General features: G+C 67.3%; 3 protein-coding genes. 2 read left to right on the forward strand and 1 reads right to left on the reverse strand.

Features of this window, described 5'->3' with window-relative positions; all coding sequences use genetic code 11:
* Both ACZ6DL_RS38035 and ACZ6DL_RS38040 read left to right on the forward strand, forming a co-directional pair.
* Nucleotides 1-477: phage tail tip lysozyme (locus ACZ6DL_RS38035; protein ID WP_466058579.1), on the forward strand; the 477-nt coding region annotated here is incomplete at its 5' end.
* A 459-nt stretch (nucleotides 478-936) separates the two neighbouring features.
* Nucleotides 937-2094, forward strand: coding sequence for a transglycosylase SLT domain-containing protein (locus tag ACZ6DL_RS38040; RefSeq protein ID WP_466058581.1), 1158 nt, complete (start codon nucleotides 937-939; stop codon nucleotides 2092-2094).
* 15 nt (nucleotides 2095-2109) lie between these two features.
* On the opposite strand, the gene ACZ6DL_RS38045 is transcribed toward ACZ6DL_RS38040, so the two are convergent.
* On the reverse strand, nucleotides 2110-2493 hold a 384-nt coding region (locus ACZ6DL_RS38045), incomplete at its 5' end, for a C40 family peptidase (protein WP_466058583.1).

Genomic DNA, 2493 nt, shown 5'->3' on the forward strand with positions numbered 1-2493 from the left:
TCCACCGGATCCACCGGATCCACCGGCAGCGCCGACAACATTCCCGGCGGCTCGAACGCCAATCCGGCGGACGTGTATCGCTACCTCATATCGAAACATGGACTCACGCCTGCGCAGGCTGCGGGGATCGTGGGCAATATCCAGGTCGAGTCGGGTTTCAAGACCAGCGCGTACAACTCGGGCGAAGGTGCTATCGGTCTGTGTCAGTGGCGGGGTGGGCGACGGCAGGCCCTGGAGCGGTTCGCGGCATCTCGCGGGAAGCCGGTCACCGACTGGAAGGTCCAGGTGGATTTCATGATGGCCGAATTGCGTAGCAATGAATCCACCGCGTATGGATATCTCCGGGCCGCACAGACGCCCGCCTACGCGGCGGCGGTCTTCGACCAGTATTATGAAAGAAGCTCCGGTGAGGCGAGAGGGCAGCGCATCGCCTACGCCAATAGCATTGCCTCGGCGATGCGCAATGTCGCCGTTTGACGTCGCACGGCCTTCGCCGATCGCTCGGCGCACTCTTTCACCGAGGCGCCTCGCGGTTGCCCCGCGGCTGCGTGCCGGGACCGGGGGCACTGGTATTCTCGCAAGCGGGAACAGGCGGGCCGTGCTCGAGAGATATCTACATTAAGCTGCGGATACGTTTCGGGACGAGTGCCGGGGAAGAGGCATTCCGAATCGGGTGAGCCGACAGCCGGGCAAGTCGGCATGAGTTCACCGCATCGGCGTCGATTGTCACGTCGGCGGTGAACTCTCCGGCTCCAGCACGCGCTGGTCGTGTCCGGCGATCGGCAGCGCGCGTACCGGGGCATCCGGCGGAAGGTGAATCATGGCTGCCTCTGTGATCACCGTTCGTAGTGTCCGCGCGCATCGGGGGACCTGATGGCTCCGACGGATCGCACTCCGCCCGAGCGGGATTCCGATGATCCCGGCGATCCTCGCGACATGCGTACGAGCGCCACCACCGCCGCACCGCGCCGCCCCGCCAAGTCCGCGACGCGCGGTGCTCCCACCCCGATCCCGCGGGCGCAGGCAGGTGCGCCGATCGCCGCGGGGCCGACCAGCGCGACGGCTCAGGGGCGCACCCAGAACGCACCGTCGGCATCCGAGACGACCGCTGCCTCGGGTTCCGCCTCCCTTCCGCGTTCCGAAGCGCTCGGTATGGCGGGCTCGTCCATGCCCATGGCGGCCGCGGCGATGGGTGCGTTGGCGGCCATCGCCGCCCAATATGGTGACGGCCCGCCGACGGCTGTGACCGGACAGTCGTACGCTCCGCCCGATCTCGGCGCGGCGCGGCCGACCGGACCCGTCGTGTGGGACGGTGCGCTCGGTTCCCGGTACGCCGACAGCAATCAGAATCGAGCACGCCACGGCGATGCGACACAGTCGATGAACGCCGAGCTGGAACGCATCCTGGGGGGCGCGGTCGACAACAGCACGCAGGGACGCGCCGCGATCGGCGCGATCATCGCCGAGGTGAACACCGCCCTCACCGCGCTCGGCAAGGTCCAGGACGCCAACGCGAGCAGGCAGTTGGTGATCTCCACCTTGGACAACGCCTTGCAACGGGCGGGAACCGTGCTCGGCCAAGGACAGGGCGCGGCAGTGCTCACCGCCGATCGGGTGGCTGCCCTGGCCGACCGCTATCTGCGCGAGTCGCGTCCCGTCCAGCCGCGGCGGCCCCGCCGCACATCGCACTCCGGCGTGCACGGGCCCAGTGGCGGTCCGCCACGCACGCGACCCTCCGGCCAGCAGGGGCAATGGATCAACGAAGCTTTGCAGGTGTTACGGCAGCACGGCTACGACACGCGTCAGATCGACCCGGCCGACATCGCGGCGATCATCCAGCACGAATCCGGTGGCAACCCGAACGCGATCAATCTCTGGGATAGCAACGCGGCGGCGGGAATTCCGTCGAAAGGCCTGATGCAGACCATCGATCCGACGTTCAACGCGTATTCCGTTCCGGGACACCGCGATATCTGGAATCCGGTGGACAATATCGTCGCGGGCGTGCGCTATGCGATCGAGCGATACGGATCGGTCAGCAATGTGCCGGGGATCGTGCAGATGCGGGGCGGCGGCTCGTACGTGGGGTATTGACGCCGCCGCGACCGGTCATGCCCAGCGTGCGGCCGCGTAGCTGCCGGGCAGTTTCCGGTATTGGACGTGGCCACCGGTGTGCGGAGCCTCGACGCACATGCCGTTGCCGATGTACATGATCACGTGGCCGGGGTTGTTCGCCCCTTTGAACGATTCGGACGGGAATATGAGGTCGCCGGGCTTGATGTCCCGGGGATTCACCTTGGGCAATGTCCGGTATTGATCCGCGGCGACTCGCGGAATCCGCACACCGGCGGCGGCCGCCGCGTATTGCATCAGGCCCGAGCAGTCGAAAGCGTTCGGCCCCTCCGCGCCGAAGATGTACGGATCACCGAGTTGGGCGAGGGCCACCTGGATCGCCTTCGCGGCTGCTCCCGTCGCACCGGTGCCGGTGTTCGC

Source organism: Nocardia sp. NPDC041819 (assembly GCF_055590505.1).